The sequence below is a fragment of the Amycolatopsis sp. NPDC059027 genome, assembly GCF_042739735.1.
Lineage (GTDB): Bacteria > Actinomycetota > Actinomycetes > Mycobacteriales > Pseudonocardiaceae > Amycolatopsis.
Genome location: NZ_JBHYIK010000002.1, coordinates 222053 through 242337 on the forward strand (window position 1 = coordinate 222053; position 20285 = coordinate 242337).

Consider the following 20285-nt stretch of genomic DNA (forward strand, 5'->3'; position numbering starts at 1 on the left):
CGCAGCAGTCGAAGGCTGAGGCGTCGGGGAAGGGTAAGGAGCCTGTTCGTCCGGCGGCGTCGGAGTCGCCGGTGGTGGGTGATCGGCCGCGGGCGTCGTATTCGGGGGCGGGTGCTGGCTCGAAGGAGCAGCCGCGGCCCAAGGAACAGCCGCAGCCCGAGGTGAAGCCGCAGTCGGAGCCGGAGCAGTCGAAGCCCGAGCGGCCGGAGAAGGGCAAGAAGCCCGTTCGTCCGGGGCCGCAGCACGTCGATGTTCCTGATGTCGAGGGGCAGTATTCGTACGGATCCGGGGACTTGCCGGGTTCCCCGCCGGCGTCGGGTTCGAAGTCGGGGGCGGGTGCTGGGTCGAAGAAGCAGCCGCGGTCTGAGGCGGAGTCGTCCAAGCCCAAGCGACCGGAGAAGGGTAAGGAGCCTGTCCGTCCGGCGGCGTCGGAGTCGCCGGTGGTGGGTGATCGGCCGCGGGCGCCGTATGCGGGGTCGGGTGCTGGTGCGAAGGAGCAGCCGCGACCGACGGAGCAGTCCAAGACGCAGCAGCCCAAGACGCAGCAGCAGCCGCGACCTCGGGAACAGCCGAAGACGCAGCAGCAGCCGCAGAAGCCGAAGGCACAGCGGCCGGAGGCGCAACCAGGGCCGTCGAATCCTTGGTCCGGTGCCGCCGGCGCCGCCAAGGGCGACAGCCGTCCGCCCGCGGTCGCCCATATCGATAACCTGTACACAGTTCTTGGTCTCGAGCAGGCAGCTGAGTTCGATGAAATCAAGAAGAGTTACCGTAAATTAGCTTTGCGATACCACCCCGACAAGAATCGGGATCGTCCGGAATGGGCGGAGAAAAATTTCAAGCAGGTTCAAGATGCCTATGACACGCTGAGTGACCCGCAGAAGAGGAAAATATACGACGCAGAATTGTCCGCGAAAAAGCACGCGGCGCAATATCAGGCGCACCATCAGGGTCAAGGATCGGGTGGCCACGGGTACCAGAATCAGCCGTCATCCTCCTCGCAGCCCTATCGACCGGAGCACTATGGGCACACTTACCACTATCAGCAAGCAGGTCCGTCGCCGGCGTACGGTCCGCAGATGCGGGTCAGGAGGCCTGCCGGGTGGGTGACCGGGCAGAGCAGTTCCGGGCAGAGTTTCTATTTCCGGCCTCGTGATCCCCATCAGCAGCCGGTGTACGGCTGGCGGGACTCGGGTCACGGAAACTACAGCGCGGCCATCGGTGTCTCTTTTGTGACCGGCCTGGACGGCGCGGACATGGCGTTGGGGTTCGCGAATCGGGTGTGGAAGATCGACAAGATCGTCCGGACCATGCCTGGTGAGGGTGTCACGAGAGCGTTCAACAAGCTACGTGACGGTACCTGGGTGAATGCACCGTGGTGGAAGGATTACCTGTTCAGGAGCGATGCGCGTGGTAAGGGGCCGACCATCATCGACTACCACGGTCATCCGGACGCGGCCAATGTGACCTTGCCGGTCAACAGCATGGTCATGACTCCCGACGGCGGGCTCTGGTCCTTGATCAATGACTTGCCGCTGGTAGTGGACGGTGAAAACTTCGCCCATGTCCAGGATGCCTCCTGGGTTTTCCGGGAAGTTTACAAAACCAACCCGTATGGTTCGTTCGCTCACACGGCATGCCTGGTTGCCAGGGGCTCATTTGCCGAGAAGTACCTCGATGCGATTGGCTTCCTGGGTAACGGAAGGCGGCGCGGCTATGTGAACGAGTCGCACTTCGCGATGGATGACATCCAGTTCTCCATCAAGCGCGAAAAGGACTACGACGGCGTTATCGGGGTTATCAACAACGGAGGATTCATGACCGGATACCCCAGGACCGAAAACTTCGAATCCCAGCTGGTCGACCGTCCTGACACGCGCTACAGCAAGGAAGAGGTGCGGCGGATCAGGAGGCAGGAACAGGGCGATCGGGAAGAGAGGGGCGGGCCCTCGTCCGGGCAAGCCTGAACGAGCGCGGTGGAGCACTGACGGCCATGATGGGTGAACCAGCCCGCCGGGAGCACACGGGTACCAGGCCGGCCCGTGGTGGACACGAAGAGGATCGAAGATGGTGATGACGATGGAAGAGCCCGCACGGCTGGCCGCGGCCTGGCTCGATCGGACGTACGGGGGGCGAGTGGAGCTCGCCGATCCACGGCCTTTCGCGGAACAGCCACAGGCGTGGCTGTTCACCTGCCAGTACACCGGACAGCCGGAGGAGCCGATGCTGGCGGCGACGCTGGCGGTGCCGAAGGACGGCGCGGAGCCGTTTCCGGTGGCCAACGCCGATCCGCTGGACGAGGAGCTGAACACGCCGGACGGAACGGACTCCTGGCGGCGCCGGATCAACGCCCGTAACTGCCTGATCGCCACCGACGCGACGCTGCGTCGTCAGCCCGCCACCGCGTTGCCGTGGCGGCCGGAGGACGAGGCACCCGGCTGGTGGGACCGGCTGGTGAGCGAGGCTTTCCCCGACGCCGAACGGGGCGTCTGCACGACCTGGTCGCAGGTGGCGTCCGCGGTGGCGGCCGGGGGGCCTGGCACGAACGCGGCGGTGTGGTTGCGCCGGCAGCGGGACGGGATACCGGTTACCGGTCATCTGCTGTACGTGCGGTACTGGGAGGGCAGCGCGGTGGTCCTCGACGCGGTGCGCGGCGAGCTGGCCAGCATCGACGACAGCGAGGTCGCCGAACTCAGGGTGGCCAGGTTCCACCGTCCCGAGGTCGACGAGTCCGCGGCTCCGTCGTATCCCTGGCAGCGGCCCGCGCCGGATTTCGAGAGCGCGGTGGCGAAGGCGAACGACTGGCTGGAGCACGCGTATTCGGGTGCGGCGGTGCTGGTCGATCCGGCGCCGGTCGACGAAACCCGTCGAGGCTGGCTGTTCGCCTGCACCACCCGGGCGTTCGCGGAGACCGGGGACTGGCGGGAGCAGATGCTGGACGCGGCCCTGGTCGTTCCGAAGGCGGCGGGTGAGCCGCCGTTCGGCCTGCCCAACTCCGATCCCTGGCCGTGGATGGCGCAGTGGGACGAAGGGCAGGAAAATCTGTCCGATCTGCCTGCCTCGGGTCCGGCCGCGTGGTTTGCCGCCACCATGGGGCAGATCGGTGAGGTGCTCAGCGCGAACGAATATCCGGGCTGGGCCGAGGCGATGGAAGAGATCGTCAACTTGCCCGATGAGGCACGAGCCGTCGTGTGGGTGCGCAGGAAGGATTACCGTGACCGGGAAACGGTGGGGAATCTGATCGTCGTGGCCCATGAGGAGGACGGCGTCCGGTTCGTGGACGGGATGGCCGAGAACGGCACGGCCACCTTCGAGGCGAACGCGGCCGGTGTGCACGTGATCCGGTACCGGTGAGGGAGAACGACATGGCGAAGAAGGCACCCGCGGCCAAACGGACCGTGGACGTCGAGTTGCCCACCGGTCCGGACAGCGGCGAGCCGATAGAAGCCGAGGCCGGGCTCGATCAGCCGGAGCGGACCGAAGTGCTGCGGGCCGGGACGGACGAGGCCGCAGCCGAGGGGGTCGAGGGCGAGGAGGGTGGGGAAGACTCGCTCGACCTGTCCGATCACTGGGTTTTCATGATCGACCCGGCGTGGAAAGCGGCCGACGAGAAGGATCAGCCGCCGATCGAGGCGGTGGTCGGTGGCTGGTACGTCGACGACGACGGGGAAACCGGGTTGTTCCGGCCGAACCCGGACTACCAGCCCTCGCAGCCGGATCTGCCCACCGACCCGGTGGACGCCGCCCTGCAGCTGGTGGTGCGCGGTGAGGTCGACGGCGACGAGTTGCTGAAGGCCCTGCCGGACATCGTCTACGGCGTCGCGCTGGACGAGGACGGCACGCCGGTCGTGGCGCTGTCCCCGGACGACGTCCCGTCGGTGCTGGTGACCACCGCGCCGGCGCACCGGGAGCGGGTGAACGTGTCCGGCTGGATGGAGGTCACGATGGGGGAGCTGGCCGAGGCGCTGCCCGACGAAGGCATCGACGTCCTGCTCAATCCCGGCGCGCCCGCCTCGATGCGGCTGCTCGCCGGAACGATGAAGGAATCCGCGACGGCCTCGGCCAAGTAGGTACCTACCGATCAGGGAACCATGACCGAACTCTGGGAGGAAGCCGCTGGGGACTTCCCCGCAGCGGTCAGGAAAGCCGAGCACTGGCTCGGGTTCGCTCATGCCGGGAACGTCCGGCTGGTCGACCCGGCGCCTGCCGACGAGACCGCGCGCGGCTGGCTGTTCGCGACCACCACGCGGCGGTTCCTCGCCACCGGCGACTGGCGTGATCAGCTGCTGGACGCGGCGCTGGTGGTTCCCAAGGCCGAGGGCCAGGCTCCGTTCGGGCTCCCGAACGGGAAGCCGTGGACCTGGCTGCGGTTGTGGGATGCCGGGGCCCTCGGGCTGCCCGACCCGCCCGTGGCCGCCGGAATCGCCTGGTTCGCCCCCGCGGTTGCCCGGCTGGGCGAGGTCGAAAGTGTCCAAGCCTGCCAGGACTGGGCCGGCGCACTCGACCGGATCGCCGGTTTCCCCGCCGGAACGCGCGTGCTGATCTGGTTGCGCCGCAAGGACGATCGCGGCAGGGAAACTGTCGGCCGGTTGCTGGAGGCGGTCGCCGACGACGACGGCGTCCGGTTCGTCGACCCGGCGGCCGAAGACGGCGAACCGCTCGTCGGCCCCGACCCGTTCGAGCTGCGGGTCGTCCGGATCGCCGCGTCGGCACCGACAGCCGAACCCAGCCCGTCACCGGGCACGGACAGGACTGGCGCGCCGGTCACTTCGCCGTCCACGCCCGAGGGCGGGTTCTGGCAGGACGACGCTTTCTAGGCCCCTTCGCCGTCTCGGTGGATTTTCGGGCACTCATCGTGGACGGATTCTCCTTGGGCAGCCGGTTCTCTCGCCCCGGGGATCTACCGTCGTCCCCAGGACGGCCAGGTTGCGCGACCCGAAGGGGGATCCGATGCCCTTGCTGACCCGGCTCCGCCGGTCTCCGCGTGCCGGGAAGCGCGGCGCCGTGAGCGAAATGGGCGACGCCGTCGTGGTGCACGGAGGCGACGGCGGCACGGACGAGGCTCGCGTGCTGGCCGCGTCGCTGGCCGCCGACCCCGAACACCAGGTGGTGGTGGCGGATCTGCCGCCCGAGTCCCCGGTCGAGACCTGGGAGTCCTTCGCGGCGTCGCTGCCCAAGGACAAGCGCCCTCTCCGCCTGGTACCCGGACGGCAGCCCCTCGAGATCGGCGCGTCGGTCGCGCCCTGGCTCGCCCAGCGGATCGGCCGCCCCGTGCTGGCCCCGTACGGCAGGGTGCACCAGGGCGACTCGGGCGCGTTGTTCGTGCATTCCGGGCCGCGCACCGGGTGGGGATGGTTCCGGCCGGGCCAGGCTCCGGAGTGGGCGGCGAAGCGCTTTCCCAGCCCGGCTTGGGAGTCACCCGCGCTGGCGGAGGTCGCGGCGGCGGGCGCGAAGGCGGTGGCCGAGCCATTGCCCGCCGGGATGTGGATCCACCCGGCGGGCGCGGACGAGAAGTTCGCCCGCGAACGCCTCCGGTTGGTCGCCACCCTGCCCTGCCAGCCGGGCACTCCGGTGATCGCGGTGGGCAGCACCGACGTCCCCGGCCTGGAACTGGGCGACGTCGCGGCGTTCTGGCGGGCCCTGCCGCCCGAGGTGCGCGGCAGCGCCTGGTTCGTGCTCCTCGGTGGGGTCACGGTGCCCGAAGGCGGTGCGACCGGTCCGGCGCTGGCGGCTGCGATCGGTGCGGAAGCGTTGTGCTACAACGGATTCCCTGTCGGATCACCGGACGCATCGGAGGTGGTCACGACGCGGCCGGACGGCGGCCAGGGGTGGTCCCCCTTCGGGCGGGGTTTCGCGTACCGGCCGGGTGACACCCGGCCCCGATTGCGTGCCCATCGCACACCGGCCGGCGACCTGCACGAGATCGTGCCGGGTGTCTACCGGTCCACGCCGGACGTGGTGGTCGAGATCGTCCAGGCCGGGCTGTGGGTCCGGTCGCTGGAAGGCACCGGTGAAGACACCGGCGGCGCGGCGCGGTCGAGGCCGGTGGATCCGGCGGGCCCACTGGTGCTGTACGAAGCGACCGACCCGGCGAAGGCCGAACGGCTGCGGGCCGCCGCCGAGGATCTGGTCGAGCGGCTCGATCCGGCGGTGCGGCCGGTGACGCGGGTGCTGCCCATCGGGACACCGGTGGATGGCCAGGGAGAACTGACGGCTCGGTTGTCCACGGCGTCGCCGTTCGAGGACGAGCTGGCCGAGCGGACGACCCGGTTGACCACGACGCCGCCGAAGGGGGAGCAGACCGCGCGGCTGACGGCCGCACCGGCGGACGGACAGAGCGAGCCGACGACTCGGCTGGCGACAGTCGCGGCGCGGCCGGGGAACGGGCAGGAGGAACTCACAACGCGGATGGCGGTGCGGGCGGTGCCCGCGGCGCGGCCGGAGGACAAGCCGGAAGCGCTGACGACCCGGATGGCGACGCAGGCGGTGCGCGCCGCGGCAGCGCCGGAACAGCCGGAACAGCCGGAAGAACCGGTGGCCGCGGAAGAGCCGGAGGACGGCGAACTCGCGGACACCGCGTTGCCGATCCTGTCCCGGATGATGGAGACCGTGGTCATGCCGGTACCGGCGGCTCTCCGGGCCCCCGCGCCGAGTTCCGCGCCGAACCCCGCCCCGTCCCGCCTGTCGGCCCGGCTGGAAGGACGCACCGATGAGCGACGCCGCTGAACAGAACCAGATGGTGGCTCTGATCGATCCCGGGTGGACGGCGACCGAGGAGGTTCCCGAGCCGCCGATCGAGTCGCTGGTCGGGGCCTGGCCGCTGTTGCCGGACGGCGATCGTGGCCTGTTCCTGCCGAATCCGGCCTACCGTCCGTCCACACCGGACTCACCGCTCGACCCGGTGGACGCGGCGCTCGGCCTGATCTCCCGCGGCGAAGCCGATGCCGAGCTGTTGCCCGAGTTGTTGCGGAAAGCCGTGTTCGGCGTCGCGGTTGACGAAGAGGGCGTCGCGATCGTGCGTCCTGCGCCCGATGGCGTGCCCTCGGCGCTGGTGACGACCGCCTTCGGTCACCGCGACCGTGTGATGGCCGCGGACTGGCTGCCGATGACGCTGCCGCAACTGGCCGAAGCGCTCCCGTCACACGGTGTCGACGTCCTGCTCAACCCGGGGGCGCCGACCTCCATGCGCCTGCTCGCCGACGCCGTCCGTGCCGCCGTGGCCGAAGAGTAGCCGAAGGACGCCTTCAGTGCGTTGGCCGCGGTGAAGGACGCTTTCAGTGCATCGAGTCCACCGTTAAGGGACCGGCATCGGCGCGTTGGGAACGCGTGAAGACAGTGGCACTCGCGGCCCGGTTTTCGTTGACTGGTAATCGTGGCTCCTGCTTCCGCACTCGACGGACCGACCGGTGGTTATCGCAACGCACCCACCTCCGCTCCCGGCATCGACCCCTTCCCGGCGAACACAGATCCACAGTGGACACCACAACCGGGCGGCGTCCTTTCGCTGGACCCGAGCGAACTGTCGGGCGCGGTGGCCAAGTTCCGAGAGGCCGCGGCAGCGGCGTCCCGCGCCGCGAGCAGCGCCCCGCGCACCGGTGACGGAACCGCGTACGGCGTTGCCCCCTGGGGATCGGACCCGTTGGGCGCGGCCTTCGACGGCCGGTACGCGGACCCCGCCGAGCACTTGCCCGCCGCGCTGGAAGCGCTTTCCAAGCTGCTCGACGGAACGGCTGATCAACTGACCCGCATCGGGCACCGTTTCGCCGAAACCGACGAACACGCCGCGGACACCGTCCGGAGGATCATGAGGTCCGATGCCCGCGACTGAGGTCCCGTCCGGTGTTCAGCACCTGCTGGAATTCCTGATCGGGAACGACTGGCCGGAAGGAAACCCCGACGACCTCAGGCAGCTCGCCACCCAATGGCGGGTCACCGCGAAACAGGTCGAGGTCGTCCAGGATCTGGTTCGCGAGGGCGCGCACCGCGTCGATCGGGCGCTGGAAGGTCAGACGCAGCAAGCGTTTCAGGCCTTCGTCGCGCCGTTCACCACCCCGGACGGCCACCTCGACGCGCTCCGGAAGGGATGTCTGGGGTTGGCGGACGCCGCGGACGAGATGGCCGTGCAGATCGAGATGCTGCGCATCATCGTCATTCAGCTCCTGGTCCTGCTCGTCATCCAGATCGCCGCGGAGATCGCCGCCGCGCCGTTCACCTTCGGCGCGTCACTGGCGAGCATTCCCGGCGAGATGGCCGCGACTCGAGCTGCCGCCATCATCGTGATCCGCCGGGCCGTCATCGGGCTCGTCAGTCACCTGGCCGCCTCCCTGCTCGAACAGGTCGGCGTGGTCTTCCTCGCCCAGTTCATCCTCAGCTGCCAGCACAAACTCTCCGGATTCCGCGGTGACATGTTCAAGACCGCCGCCGTCAACGCCGTCGTCGGTGGCGCGGTCGGCCTCGGCGCGGGCGCGGCGGGCAACCTCGCCAAGAACGCCGCCGCGAAGTCGTTGCGTGACCACATACCCGCGGCACGCCACCTCGACGGCACCCCGCCCACGAACTGGAAGGACGCGGGCAAACACTTCGCGCTCAACGCGCCCCTCGATGCCGGGTTGGGCGCGGCGACCGGCGTCGCCGAGGCAGCCGCCCAGGACGCGGCGTCCGGCTCGTCGGGCGACGAGGTCTACGGGGCCGAGAACGGCGCCTTCACCGGCGCGCGCGACGCCGCGCACAACGCCTTCAACCCGCACAGCAAGTTCTCGACGAATCCCGCGTACTACCTGGACAAGGCGCTCAACGAGCGCTTCGACAAGCCCAAGACCCCGCCACCGGACGGCCAGGGGCCGCCCCGGCTCCCGGAGGTCCGTCGTGAGGACTGGGACGCCTGGGCCAACGGCACGATCGGCGCGATAGAACGAACCTCCTAGATCCGGCGGTTAAACTTCCTGATGTGCGGACCCGACCGACACTGAGCTGGACGCCCACCGGCGATCCGCTGCCACGCACGGCCGAGCTGGGCGCCGTCGCCTGCCTGCTCCGGCAGGGTGGCGTGCTGGTGCTCAGCGGGGCGGGGCTGAGCACGGAATCGGGCATCCCCGACTACCGGGGCGTGGCGGGCAGCCTGCGCAAGCACACCCCGATGACCTACGGCGAGTTCGTCGGCAGCGTCGAGGGCCGACGTCGCTATTGGGCACGCAGCCATCTCGGCTGGCGCACGATCGTTCGCGCCCGGCCCAACAGCGGCCACCACGCGGTGGCCCGGTTGCGCGCGCTGGGGCACGTGTCCGGGGTGATCACCCAGAACGTGGACGGGCTGCACCAGGCCGCGGGCACTCCCGGCGTGGTGGACCTGCACGGCAGCCTGTATCGGGTGATCTGCCTGTCCTGCGGGCGGATCAGCCCCCGGGAGGAGCTGGACCGGCGGCTGCGCGCGGCGAACCCCGGCTTCCGGGCCGCGGTGGCCACGATTACTAATCCGGACGGCGATGTGGACCTGCCCGAGCACGAGGTCGCCGGGTTCGCCGTGGTGGACTGCGACGGCTGCGGCGGCGTACTCAAACCCGACGTCGTGTTCTTCGGCGAGAACGTGCCGCGGCCGCGGGTCGACCAGTGCTACCGGATGGTGCGGGACTGCTCGGCGTTGCTCGTGCTGGGCTCGTCCCTGACCGTCATGTCCGGCCTGCGCTTCGTCCGGCGTGCGGCCGCGGCGGGCGTTCCGGTCGCGATCGTCAACCAGGGCGTGACGCGGGGCGACGAGCACGCGGCGGTGCGTGTCGACCGGCCGCTGGGCGGCGCGCTGACCGAACTGCTGGCCACGCTCGAAGGAATCGCTTCCTAGGCCGAGCGCTCGTCCGGTGGGTCAGTCCTCGACCCAGCCGTGGTCGCGGGCGACGGCCACCATGCGCTGCCGCACTGCGACCAGTTGCGCGCCGGTCAGGGTCGGCGCCGCTTCGAGCAGCGCTTCGATCAGCTCCGATTCCAGTTCGGCCAGTGACAACACGTCACACAGTTCGTCCTCGTTCCCGGCCCGCGCGGGTGCCGGCTGGACCGCCGGTGCCGCCTGCGTCCGCTGCGGCTGTTCGAGCAACCGCACCCGTGATGCCTTGAGACCCCGCTCACCCTCTTCGGGAACGAATTCGACCTCCACTCCCGTACTGAGCAACTGCTTGTCGAAATGGAGGTCGTTCACATGGAGAAACACATCTTCGCCACCGTCGTCGGGTGAAACGAACCCATAACCGCGAACATCGTCGAACTTGATGACCGTACCCGTAGCCACTTGTATCCCACATCCCACATCGTCCATCCCCGCGGTGCCAACCAGTCACCACGACACCGGGGGTCACACCCAGGGTACCTCGCTGTCGTACGCGGCCGGGCTCGAGTCGTGCGGAGTCCGCAATGGACAGAGGCCATGCGGGAACGCTCATCCGGCCTTACGGGACCACTCGGACAGGGCGGGGGCCGGCTCGCGCGCGGCTCGTGCCTCCGCGGCCAGCATCGCGTCCTGTTCCCTGGTGATCCGCGCCATGACATCCTCGATGTCGACGAAGTCGTCGGAAATATCGTTCATCATCGGGTGCACCTCTTTCGGGCTGGACCTGACTGGAACCAGCTAACCGCCTCGCGGCGTCGATCACCACGGTTGTGCCCGTTTGGGTACGGCGGCTGTACTTTCCGCTGGCGGAGAGGGGACTCGCGGGCAAGCACGCTGCCCGGATGTGCCGAAGACGCCCCTCCGGTGCAACCGGCGCGAGGTGCCCGTACTCGGTGTCGCGCGTTGGATCGGCGTGGTTCGCCGGTATTTCCGGACAGCCCCGGCTGTCCGTCGGGGCAGTCGACGGCGGAACCGGGGGAAGTGCTGGCTACCGTCACTCCGACGGTCCGCGTCGAAGGAGAACCGGCTGTGTTGTTCGCGTTTCGCTTGTGGCGGCGCCCGTGGGGCTCGACGGCGTGGCTGCCCGATCCACGTCTGCTGCTGGAGGTGGACGCCGGGGAAAACGCGGTGCCGGAACAGCTTTCCTGGGGTACCGAGGACGGCGCGCAGACCGCGATCGGCTTCGCGCCGGACATGGCGAGCTGTTACGGGCATCGCCGCACCGCACGCGGCGGCGTGGTGGAGGTGCGCGGCGAGCGCGACGACCCGTCCGGCGGGGGCCGCGGGTACGAATTCCGCACGGAGATCGAGGACACCCATGGCCGGAATCCCGCGGGGCGGCTGCGGTTACTGGTCGAGGCGGGCAGCGAGGCTCCCTTGCTGTGGGCGACCTGGCAGGACCGGGCGGGTACCACCTGTTCGGTGGCGCTGCGTTCGGTGAGCCGGTCCGGCAGGGCGGATGTCACCGATCTGGTCACCGCCGTGCTGGTCACGGACGAGTACCGCGACGCGGGCGAGGTCGCCGTGAACCTCGTGGATCCCTCGGACAGCAAATGGCTGGCCTCGGACAGCACCGCCCGCGTCGAATTCCGGCTGACGCGGCCGGTCGCGGCGACGGCGTATGTGTTCACCTCCGCCAACGACGAGCCCGGCCGCGATCCGGCGGCGTGGACACTCCGTGGCTCGGCGGACGGCCGGGCCTGGCGGACTCTCGACATCCGCGCCGATCAGTCGTTCGCCGATCGGCATCAGTCCACAATGTACAGAATCGCCGAGCCGGGCCGGTACGACCGCTACCGCTTCGACATCACCGCCAACCATGGCGACCCGTGCCTGCAACTCGAAGCCGTCCGGCTCCTCGCGAGCGGTGGCGGTTTCGTCGGTTACCGTCAGCTCGCGGGCCGAGCGCCGGTCGCCTACCGGGGGACACGGCTCGAGCAGGACAGGCCGGTGCCAGGCGGGGCACCCCGGATCCCGGTGGGCACACCACGGTTGCCGCGGGACTCCTCGACGTTGCTGGTGCGCACCGACTTCTCCGACGACGCCGCGTGGACAGCGCTTTCCCGGCAGGTGACCTCGCCGCATCGGTGTGGCCGTGACACGTTCCACGCGAATGTGGTGCCCGTCGACGACGTCCGGTTCGAGGGGCTGACCGCGGAACAGCTTCTCCAGCTGGTGCCCGCGGGTACGGACTGGCCGGTGCTCTTCGTCGCGGACGGGACGACCATGACGTCGTCCGAGTGTCGTGTACTGGTCATCGGTCTCGAGGACGACAGCTACGGCCAGACCTTCCGCGCCACTCCGCTGGGGGTGATGGATGTCGAGAACAACCTGTCGATGGCCAACAAGGACTGGGAGGATTTCGCGGACCACACGGACGGCGACGGCGTCGTCCGGCACGCGGTCGTGTGCGATCCGGCGTCGCACGACTGACCGGAGTTCGTCAGATCGCTCCGGTGCGGAGCGCGAAGGCGACCGTGTGCGCGCGGTTGTTGAGGCGGTAGCGGGTCATCACGCGGTGGAGAACGTTTTTCACCGTGCTTTCCGAATACGCGAGCTTGGCCGCGATTTCTCCGGTGTCGTGGCCGTCGGCGAGCAGTCGCAGCAACTCGCGTTCGCGTGCGGTGAGGCCGGAGAGCGCGAGGTCGTGCGGTGCCAGCACGTCGCGTTGCATCCGTTCGAGATGGGCCAGCAGGCTGCCCTGCACCTGGGGCGGCAGGGCGGCGGCGCCCTGACTGACGGCGAGCACCGTGCGGACCAGTCGCCGGCCCTCGATGGTGCGCCGGGGCAGCAGGGCGGCCATTCCGCACTCGATCGCCGTCATCAGTGCTTCGCCCCGGAAGTGGTCGGTGACGAGCACGCACCGCGGCGGCGATTCGAGACGGGACGCGGCCCGGATCGCGCGCAGGGCGGTGAAAACCTTGTCGCCCAAGGAGTCTTCGACGACCACGAGCACCTCGGCCACCGCGAGTTCGTCGGTGGAGAGCATCTTCAGCCGCGCATCGGTGCCGAGGATGGCCGCCGCGCCGAGCCTGGTCATCGGGTCGGGGGCGTGCACGGCGACAGCCACGACCGGGTCGGCCGCTGGGCGTTGACCGGTGCTGGACATCACGTCCCTCCTCGTGCGACGGCTGATCGGGAGGGCCGTCGATCCCTCCTCGCTTTCGTGAGAAGTTATAACCAGGGAGAGTGAGTGTCAATAGTTAACGTGATAGCTTCTAACGAAATCTTGAGGCTCCTCGGTTCCGGTGGACGCCCGGCGTGGACGCGGCGCGGGGACCGCCAGGCGTCGGCACGCTTGGCGGTCCCCGCTGACCCTTCGAGCCGCGGGTTACGCGGTTTTGCCGATCGGCTTCGCCGGAACGGCCGGGGCGCCCGGCTCCAGCGGCTTGGCGGGCTGGCACTGGATCGGCTTCGCCGGGACGCTGGGAGAGCCGACCGGCACCGGCTTGGTCGGCTGCTCCTGGATCGGCTTCGCCGGGACGGCGGGCGTGCCGGGCTCCAGCGGCTTGGCGGGCTGGCATTGGATCGGCGTGGCCGGCTTGCCGCCGTCGGCGGGCGCGTCCGTGGTGCTGGCGAACGCCGCCCCGCCGGTGCCGAGCATGATGGCCAGGCCCGCGACGGCGAAGGCGCCGCGGCGCAGGAACGAAGACATGGGAGTTTCCCTTCGGTTGGCGATGGACCACGTCCCGGCGATCGTCCGCCGGGACGCTCGCGGCGGCAGGCCGCGATGTGTTCCATGAAGCCAAACCGGGGTTATCGCCGGCCTCTGGTGATCACCATATGGTGGCCATAGGTTCCTGAGTGGACGATGCTGATGCGTTGATACGACAGGGGAGAGTGGGCCATGCGGGTGCTGGTCGTGGAGGACGAAGTCTTCCTCGCGGAGGCATTGGAGTCCGGTCTGCGCAGGGAAGGCATGGCCGTCGACATCGCCCACGACGGAGCCACCGCGCTGGAATGCGTGGCGGTCAACGAATACGACGTGCTGGTACTGGACCGCGATCTTCCTGGGGTGCACGGGGACGAGGTCTGCCGTCAAACGGCTTCCGCCCGGCCGGAGTGCCGGATTCTCATGCTGACCGCGGCCGGACGATCGGCCGACAAGGTCGACGGACTGCGTATCGGTGCCGACGACTACCTCGTCAAGCCGTTCGACTTCCCCGAACTCGTGGCCCGGCTGCACGCCTTGCGGCGGCGCGCCGGCACGGCGCACCCGCCGGTGCTGACCTACGCCGGCCTCTGGCTGGATCCCGCACGCCGCGACGCCCGCCGGGACGACCGCTCCCTGCGCCTGACCCGTAAGGAATTCGCCGTCCTGGAACTGCTCCTGCGCGCGGACGGGGCGGTGCTGAGCGCCGAACAGCTGCTGGAAAAGGCGTGGGACGCCCACGCCGACCCGTTCACCAACGCGGTCCGCATCACCGTTTCCACGCTCCGGCGCAAACTCGGTGACCCGCCGATCCTGCACACCGCCACCGGAGTCGGCTACTACCTTGCCGCCACCCCGTGAGCGTCCACGCCACGCTGCGGCGGAGCCGGCTGTCCATCCGGCTGCGGCTCACCCTGCTCTACGGCGGACTGGTGCTCGCCTGCGGCATCGCGTTGCTGGCCTCCGTGTACTTCCTGATGCGGTACATCCCGGACTACGCTCCGGCGCGGGAACTCCCCAGGGAGGGGATCGCGGTGGTCCCGGCCATACCGGCTCCTCCCGGCGCCATCATCGGCAAGGACGACGTGCTGGGCGCGCTGGTGCGCGTGTCCGGAGTGGCGCTGATCGGGCTCGCCCTGGTCGCGCTCCTGCTCGGCTGGATCATCGCCGGGCGCATGCTCGCCCCTGTCCACCGCATCACGCGGACCGCGCGCACGGTCGCGGGGCACACCCTGGACGAACGCATCCGGCTCGACGGCGCCAGGGACGAGTTCACCGAACTCGCCGACACGATCGACACGATGCTCGACCGGCTGCACACGAGCTTCCAAGCCCAGCAACGGTTCGCCGCCAACGCGTCCCATGAGCTGCGCACCCCGCTGACCACCATGCGCACCATGTTGCAGGTCGCCGCGGCCCACCCGCAGGACCACGACCTCGCCGCACTGGCGCCCAAACTCCTGGCCACCAACGAGCGCAGTATCGCGACGGTGGAGTCCTTGCTCGCGCTGTCCAGGGCCGATCACGGCATGAACGAGACAGCGCCGGTCGACCTCGCTTCGCTCGCCGAGCACGCACTCGACGAGGTCCGGGAGGAAGCGGCCGTGAGCAGGATCGGCGTGCGCGGCGAGGTGGGTCCGGCCCGTGTGGACGGTGACAAGGACCTGGTGCACCATCTGCTGATCAACCTGCTGTACAACGCCATCCGGCACAACCACGCCGGCGGCGCCGCCCGGCTGACCATCGTGGCGCGAGGTGAAGACGCGGTGATCACCGTCGCCAACACCGGGGCGATCATCACCGCCGAGGACGCCGCGCGGTTGTTCGAGCCGTTCTATCGCCGGCGCACCCGTACTCGTGCCGGCGGCCATGGCCTCGGCCTGACGCTCGTCCGCGCCATCGCGCACAGCCATGGGGGTACCGCGACGGCCACACCCAACGCCGATGGCGGGCTCACCGTGACCGTCGTTCTGCCCGCCCGCGGACACCAGACAGTGTCGTGAATGGCACATAGGGGACATTCAACGCCGTCAATGTCCCTTTCCCGACACCGTCTTCGGCGTTCACGCTGCCGGCAGGCCGACCCGGACCACCAGGCCGCCTTCGGCGCGAGGCCGGGCGGAGACGCAGCCGCCATGCGCCTCGGCGATCGCCCGCACGACCGAGAGGCCGAGGCCGCTGCCCGGCGGTGGATCCGCCCGGTCGAAGCAGGATCGCCGGAACGGCTCGAACAGCTCGTCGCCCTCGGTGATGTCGACGCGCGGGCCGCCGTTGGCGATTTCGAGGACGCAGGTCGTCGCCGACCCCGCGGTGTGCACGGACACCCACCCCTGTGGTCCATTGTGGACGAAGGCGTTGTCGACGAGGTTGTGCACCAGTTGTTCCAGCAGGACGGCGTCGCCGCGGACCTTGGCCTCGGCGAGTTCCGGCCTGAGTTCGACGGGCCGGTCGGCGCGGGCGAGCCGCTCCCACAGGATGCCGTCGGTGAGTTCGGCCAGATCGACGATGTCGTTCTTCCGCACGGTTTCCACGTTCTGGGCCAGTGCGAGCAAACCCGCGAGCATGCGCTCCTGATGGTCCAGGTTCGCAAGCAGCTTGCGGCCCAGTGCGATGGTTTCCGGATCGGTGCCCGGCCGTGCGATCGCCACCTCGGTGACCGCTCGCTGTGCCGCGACGGGCGTCTTCAGCTCGTGCGCGGCGTTCGCGATGAACCTGCGCTGTCCCGCGAAGGAGCGTTCCAGTCGTGCCAGCATGTGGTCGAAGGCGTCGGCGAGTTCCTTGATCTCGTCGTGCGGGCCGGGCAGCCGGATGCGTGTTCCCAGCTCCTGATCGGCCGCACGCTGGGCGGCGGCGGTGATGGACCGGACCGGGCGCAGCGCCCGCCGCGCCGTGAACCAGCCGAGGACAGCCGCCAGCGCCATGACGGCTCCCAAGGCGATGGCGCCGTTCTGGACCAGCGAGGAATAGGTGACGGTGCCCAGATCGGGAATCGGCGTCGGCGGCGTCGCCGGAAACGGCCTCACCTCCCCGGTGAGCGGGTCGCTGGGCAGTACCCCCGCGGTTCCCATCGGCCGCGCATGGTGCGACAGCAGCATGATCAGGCCGAGCAGCACCGACCCGGTGATCGCGGACAGCGTCGTGTACGCGACCGTCAGCTTGATGCGCAGGGGCCAGCGTTTCATGGGATCCGATACCCGACACCGGAAACGGTTTCGATGACTCCGGGCTCGCCCAGTTTGCGCCGGAGCGAGGCCATGGTGACGCGGACGACGTTGGTGAACGGATTGATGTGCTCGTCCCACGCCGTTTCCAGCAGGGTCTCGGCCGAGACGACCGCGCCGCCCGCTCGGAGCAGTTCCTCGAGCACGATGAACTCCTTCTTGGCCAAGGAAATCAGGCGATCGCCGCGCACCACCCGATGCCGCGCCGGGTCCACGCTGATGCCCGCCCGTTCCAGCACCGGTGGCACTGCGGGCCTGCTGCGCCGTCCCAGCGAACGCACCCTGGCGACGAGTTCGGTGAAGGCGAAGGGTTTCGCCAGGTAGTCGTCGGCGCCGAGTTCGAGCCCGCGGACCCGGTCCGCGACCTCGGACGCCGCCGTGAGCAGCATGACCCGCGTGGCCGGGTGCTCGGCGACGAGCGTGCGGCAGACCTCGTCGCCGTGCACCAGCGGGAGCCCGCGATCGAGGACCACGACGTCGTAGGCGGTACTGAGGCACCGGTCGAGCGCGGCGGCACCGTCGTAGACGACATCGACGGCGAGGGCGTTGTCGCGCAAACCCTCGCCGATCGCATTCGCCATCATCTTCTCGTCCTCGGCCACCAGCACCCGCATGATTCCTCGGTACACGGTGCGTTCGCACCGGGCAAGCGGGAGGTACTTACGCACAAGACTCCGGGGACTTTCGACACGGAAAAGGCCCCGCGGACATCCACGGGGCCTTTTCCGTCAATCGATCAGAGCACCGGAAAAAGTGCCGTGTGGTGCTCGACGGTGCCGAGGGCCACGACCGTCCCGCCCTTGCTCGGCCGCACCTGGCCCGACTCGACGTGGAATTCCGTGGTCGCGCCGGCAGGATTCGTCGGCGTGACGATGCCGCGAACCTCGATGTCCTCGATGGCGGTGCTGTCGCCGAGGTCGAGCGAGGTGCAGGTGCCGGGCTTGACGAGAACGCTCGCGGCGTGCCGGGCAGGGAACAGCACGTAGGCGTCGTAGCTCCCCTTCGCGCAGATAGTGAGCGGCTTGTGGGCGTCCTGCGGCGCGGCGGACGCCGTCCCGGCGAAAGCGAGCGCGGCACCCGAGGCGAGGGCGGCGGTGGCGGCCACGGTCGCCGCGATGCGCTTGGCCGTGGTCGCGGTGACCGACTGGGTGAAACGGTTCTTCGTCATCGGAGATCTCCCAGGTGTTTCCGTTTCCGGGCGTTTCCCGGACCTGGTCGAGTGTGTCGAAGAGGATGATCGCTGACCGCTAGACGACGGCTTATCTTTTCTTTATGGGCACGGCCGATTGTCCGTGAAGGCCTCCTTCGCAGCGCTCAGGGCAGGCAAGGAGGTCTTCACGGCTATTGACTCTCCGCTGGCACTGTTATAGCTTCTAACCATCATGACGGTCACTAACTGGCCGACGAGCCGAGAACCGAGGAGAAGACGATGACCATCACCGCCCCGCGTGCCGACCGTGCCGCCGACCGCATCTCGCTGCCCGTCCTCATCGCCGCCTGGGCCGCCCCGGTCATGGTCGCCGGGCAGTTCGCCTTCCTGTCCGGTGTTCCCATCGCCTTCGTGCTGATCGCCGCCCTGCGCAACCGCCGTGCGCCCGCGCTGCGCTGGTGGGCCGGTGCGCTCGCCGCGGTCTACGCCGTCCTGATGACGCTCTGGCTGACCGGGCCGAGCAGTGCCCCGAGCTTGTCGAAGTACCTGAGCCCCGTCGCCACGGCGCTCTTCACCGTGGCGGGCGTCGCGGTCGCCGTCGCGCACCACGTGCTGCGCAGGCGCTCGTCCGCGCGCGGCTGACCGGCGAGGGGATTTCGGGTCCCGCCCGCTGCCTCTTCGGCCATTTCGACTGGCTCCGGGTGACCGCACGTGTTACTGATGATCAAGGTGTCGACGAGGCCACAGTCGGCCGGACTGTCCGAAGCGGACTGTCCACTGGAGAAGGGGAAGCGGCTGATGACCGTCCGAGGAGCGTCCCTGGTCTTCGTGGCCGGTGCGGCCGCCGCTGCCCTGGTCACCGCACCGGCGTCCGCGGCACCGGCCGCGTCCGGGATCAAGTGGGCCGAGTGTGCCCCGGAACTGGGCGCGCCGCGGGGGACCGGGTGTGCCACGATCGACGTTCCGCTCGACTACGCCCAGCCGTCCGGCAAGCAGATCAAGCTCACCCTGTCCGCGGCGGGCTCGCTCGACGCCCCGGACGTCCTGGTGGTCAACCCGGGCGGGCCCGGTCAGTCCGGTATCGGCACCGCCAAGCTCATCTCCTCCTCGATGCCGCCCGAACTCCGGGACAAGTACCTGGTCGTCAGTTTCGACCCGCGCGGTGTCGGCGCCAGCGCGCCGGTGAACTGCGGTGACACCTCGGGTCTCTTCCCGCATCCCATGCCGCCCAACAAACCCGCGAACGCGGAGACCGAAGAGCAGCGGGTGGGCATCGCGCGGAACATCGCCGCCGCTTGCGCGCAGCACGCGGGCGACCTGCTGCCGCACATCACCACCCAGAACGCGGCGCGGGACATGGACCGGATCCGGCTCGCGCTCGGCAAGTCCAAACTGGACTATCTGGGATACTCGTACGGTACGAAGCTCGGTGCGACCTACGTGACGATGTTCCCCGCCACCAGCGGCCGGATGGTGCTGGACAGCGTCGTGGACCCGACGCTTTCCGACTACCGGATGGGGTTCCAGCAGAACCCCGCGCTGCAGCGGCGCGCCGGACAGTTCTTCGCCTGGACCGCGGCACGCGACTCCCAGTACCACCTCGGGACCAGCGGCGAGGACGTCGGCCGTACCTGGAACGACGTTCGCGCTGAGCTGGCCGCGCATCCCGCCGCGGGCAAGGTGGGCGGCGCCGAACTGGACGACATGCTCGCCTCGGCGATGTATGTCGAGGCTTCCTGGTCGTCGCTGGCCGACGCTGTCGCGCGGCACCGCAAGGGCGATTCCAGCGGGCTGATCACCGTCGTGGGCAATCTCGGCATGGATCACGTGGACGGTCCGCTGCTCGCCTACAACTGCGTCGACGAGAAATGGCCGGCGGACTGGCGAACCTGGCACGACGACACCGTGCGTTCGGATCGGGGCGCCCCGCTGTTCGCGTGGCTGAACACCTGGTACTCGGCGCCCTGCGCGTTCTGGAAGGCGCCGACCGCGCCGCCGATGCGGATCGGTGCCGGGAAAACTCCGCCCGTGCTGCTGGTACAGGCCAAGGACGACGGGGCAACGCCCGCCGAAGGCGCCCGGCACATGCAGCAGGCGCTGCGCGGTTCCCGGCTGGTCCTCGCCGACAGCGGCAACCACGGGCAGTTCCTGTTCGACCGTAATCCCTGCGTCGACAAGCCTGTCGCCGACTATCTGCTCACCGGCAAACTGCCCGACGCCGATGTCCGGTGTCCAGCCCCGCCGAATCCGTAATCGCGGTATTCCTGGGTGGATCTATAGTCCGTGAAGGCCTCCTTACCGGCGCCCCGACCCCGGCAGGAGGCCATAACCCCCAGATTGGCCGGGGGGGGAGTTGCGGGGACAAAGCACCAGAAGTGACCGTGGATTTAT

At 69.3% G+C, this 20285-nt stretch carries 21 protein-coding genes; 14 read left to right on the forward strand and 7 right to left on the reverse strand.

Annotated features, from left to right (window positions below):
* The 9 genes from ACFWY9_RS02105 to ACFWY9_RS02145 form a co-directional block, all read left to right on the forward strand.
* Positions 1-1964: DnaJ domain-containing protein (locus tag ACFWY9_RS02105; protein WP_378337937.1), on the forward strand; the 1964-nt coding region annotated here is incomplete at its 5' end.
* 100 nt (positions 1965-2064) lie between these two features.
* On the forward strand, positions 2065-3351 hold the full coding sequence (locus ACFWY9_RS02110; protein ID WP_378337938.1) for a YrhB domain-containing protein: 1287 nt from the start codon (positions 2065-2067) through the stop codon (positions 3349-3351).
* Between the two features lie 11 nt (positions 3352-3362).
* Complete coding sequence (locus ACFWY9_RS02115) at positions 3363-4067, forward strand: type VII secretion system-associated protein (RefSeq protein ID WP_378337939.1); 705 nt, start codon at positions 3363-3365, stop codon at positions 4065-4067.
* A 21-nt stretch (positions 4068-4088) separates the two neighbouring features.
* On the forward strand, positions 4089-4814 hold the full coding sequence (locus tag ACFWY9_RS02120) for a YrhB family protein (protein WP_378325601.1): 726 nt from the start codon (positions 4089-4091) through the stop codon (positions 4812-4814).
* 133 nt (positions 4815-4947) lie between these two features.
* Positions 4948-6723, forward strand: a complete 1776-nt coding sequence (locus ACFWY9_RS02125) for a hypothetical protein (RefSeq protein ID WP_378337940.1) — start codon at positions 4948-4950, stop codon at positions 6721-6723.
* Positions 6707-7228 carry a type VII secretion system-associated protein gene (locus tag ACFWY9_RS02130; protein WP_378337941.1) on the forward strand — a complete coding sequence of 174 codons (522 nt, stop codon included), beginning with the start codon at positions 6707-6709 and terminating at the stop codon, positions 7226-7228. The genes ACFWY9_RS02125 and ACFWY9_RS02130 overlap by 17 nt, the downstream gene beginning before the upstream one ends.
* Before the next feature lie 141 nt (positions 7229-7369).
* Positions 7370-7825: a hypothetical protein gene (locus ACFWY9_RS02135; protein ID WP_378325604.1), complete on the forward strand. Its 456-nt coding sequence runs from the start codon at positions 7370-7372 to the stop codon at positions 7823-7825.
* Positions 7812-8921 carry a hypothetical protein gene (locus ACFWY9_RS02140; RefSeq protein ID WP_378337942.1) on the forward strand — a complete coding sequence of 370 codons (1110 nt, stop codon included), beginning with the start codon at positions 7812-7814 and terminating at the stop codon, positions 8919-8921. Before ACFWY9_RS02135 ends, ACFWY9_RS02140 begins: the two co-directional genes overlap by 14 nt.
* A 23-nt stretch (positions 8922-8944) precedes the next feature.
* Entirely contained in the window at positions 8945-9832 is an 888-nt protein-coding gene (locus tag ACFWY9_RS02145; protein WP_378337943.1) for an NAD-dependent protein deacetylase, read from the forward strand.
* Positions 9833-9853: 21 nt separating this feature from the next.
* Here ACFWY9_RS02145 and ACFWY9_RS02150 read toward each other — a convergent pair whose 3' ends face one another.
* Together ACFWY9_RS02150 and ACFWY9_RS02155 are read right to left on the reverse strand one after the other, a co-directional pair.
* Entirely contained in the window at positions 9854-10300 is a 447-nt protein-coding gene (locus ACFWY9_RS02150) for a cold-shock protein (protein WP_378325607.1), read from the reverse strand.
* A gap of 120 nt (positions 10301-10420) precedes the next feature.
* Positions 10421-10570, reverse strand: coding sequence for a hypothetical protein (locus ACFWY9_RS02155; RefSeq protein WP_378325608.1), 150 nt, complete (start codon positions 10568-10570; stop codon positions 10421-10423).
* 330 nt (positions 10571-10900) lie between these two features.
* On the opposite strand from ACFWY9_RS02155, the gene ACFWY9_RS02160 reads away from it, so the two are divergent.
* Positions 10901-12304, forward strand: a complete 1404-nt coding sequence (locus tag ACFWY9_RS02160) for a DUF6924 domain-containing protein (RefSeq protein WP_378337944.1) — start codon at positions 10901-10903, stop codon at positions 12302-12304.
* 10 nt (positions 12305-12314) lie between these two features.
* Here the strand turns inward: ACFWY9_RS02160 and ACFWY9_RS02165 are convergent, their stop codons facing one another.
* Positions 12315-12980, reverse strand: coding sequence for a response regulator transcription factor (locus ACFWY9_RS02165; RefSeq protein WP_378325611.1), 666 nt, complete (start codon positions 12978-12980; stop codon positions 12315-12317).
* A gap of 222 nt (positions 12981-13202) precedes the next feature.
* Positions 13203-13526, reverse strand: coding sequence for a hypothetical protein (locus ACFWY9_RS02170; protein WP_378337945.1), 324 nt, complete (start codon positions 13524-13526; stop codon positions 13203-13205).
* A 192-nt stretch (positions 13527-13718) separates the two neighbouring features.
* Here ACFWY9_RS02170 and ACFWY9_RS02175 point away from each other — a divergent pair, with 192 nt between their 5' ends.
* Complete coding sequence (locus ACFWY9_RS02175; RefSeq protein WP_378325614.1) at positions 13719-14384, forward strand: response regulator transcription factor; 666 nt, start codon at positions 13719-13721, stop codon at positions 14382-14384.
* Entirely contained in the window at positions 14381-15526 is a 1146-nt protein-coding gene (locus ACFWY9_RS02180; RefSeq protein WP_378337946.1) for a sensor histidine kinase, read from the forward strand. The genes ACFWY9_RS02175 and ACFWY9_RS02180 overlap by 4 nt, the downstream gene beginning before the upstream one ends.
* Before the next feature lie 60 nt (positions 15527-15586).
* Here the strand turns inward: ACFWY9_RS02180 and ACFWY9_RS02185 are convergent, their stop codons facing one another.
* The 3 genes from ACFWY9_RS02185 to ACFWY9_RS02195 form a co-directional block, all read right to left on the reverse strand.
* Positions 15587-16705, reverse strand: a complete 1119-nt coding sequence (locus ACFWY9_RS02185) for a sensor histidine kinase (protein WP_378337947.1) — start codon at positions 16703-16705, stop codon at positions 15587-15589.
* Positions 16702-17358 (reverse strand): response regulator transcription factor, encoded by a 657-nt coding sequence (locus ACFWY9_RS02190; RefSeq protein WP_378325617.1) that lies wholly within the window; start codon positions 17356-17358, stop codon positions 16702-16704. The genes ACFWY9_RS02185 and ACFWY9_RS02190 overlap by 4 nt, the downstream gene beginning before the upstream one ends.
* Positions 17359-17480: 122 nt before the next feature.
* Positions 17481-17912, reverse strand: coding sequence for a hypothetical protein (locus ACFWY9_RS02195; protein WP_378325618.1), 432 nt, complete (start codon positions 17910-17912; stop codon positions 17481-17483).
* Positions 17913-18173: 261 nt separating this feature from the next.
* On the opposite strand from ACFWY9_RS02195, the gene ACFWY9_RS02200 reads away from it, so the two are divergent.
* On the forward strand, positions 18174-18536 hold the full coding sequence (locus ACFWY9_RS02200) for a hypothetical protein (protein ID WP_378337948.1): 363 nt from the start codon (positions 18174-18176) through the stop codon (positions 18534-18536).
* 78 nt (positions 18537-18614) lie between these two features.
* Positions 18615-20147, forward strand: a complete 1533-nt coding sequence (locus tag ACFWY9_RS02205; RefSeq protein ID WP_378337949.1) for an alpha/beta hydrolase — start codon at positions 18615-18617, stop codon at positions 20145-20147.
* Positions 20148-20285: the final 138 nt, after the last annotated feature.